1 tRNA gene is annotated in these 384 nt (G+C 33.1%); it reads left to right on the plus strand.

Features of this window, described 5'->3' with window-relative positions:
- Nucleotides 1–311: 311 nt before the first annotated feature.
- Nucleotides 312–384 (plus strand) — tRNA-Phe (locus tag VJI94_RS08075).

Consider the following 384-nt stretch of genomic DNA (forward strand, 5'->3'; position numbering starts at 1 on the left):
CAAAATATCGAGATGAAATCGAAGATATTTTGAGTTAATATCTTAGTCTAGTGCAAAGCACGAGAGAATGAGCTATCTAAAAATTGAAATGAAAGTAAGTATAGAATTATAAAAAAATTCGAAAGAATTTAATATTATGCCCAGATAGCGAGAGTCGGTATAAGAGAGTAACCAAAATATCGAGATGAAATCGAAGATATTTTGAGTTAATATCTTAGTCTAGTGCAAAGCACGAGAGAATGAGCTATCCGAGAATTGATATAAAAGATATGTTAAAAAATATAAAAGTTTAAAAAAATTGAATATTATATGCCCAGATAGCTCAGTCGGTAGAGCAGAGGACTGAAAATCCTCGTGTCGGTGGTTCGATTCCGCCTCTGGGCA

Source organism: Parvimonas sp. D9, assembly GCF_035282565.1.
In the GTDB taxonomy this organism is placed as follows: Bacteria; Bacillota; Clostridia; order Tissierellales; family Peptoniphilaceae; genus Parvimonas; species Parvimonas micra.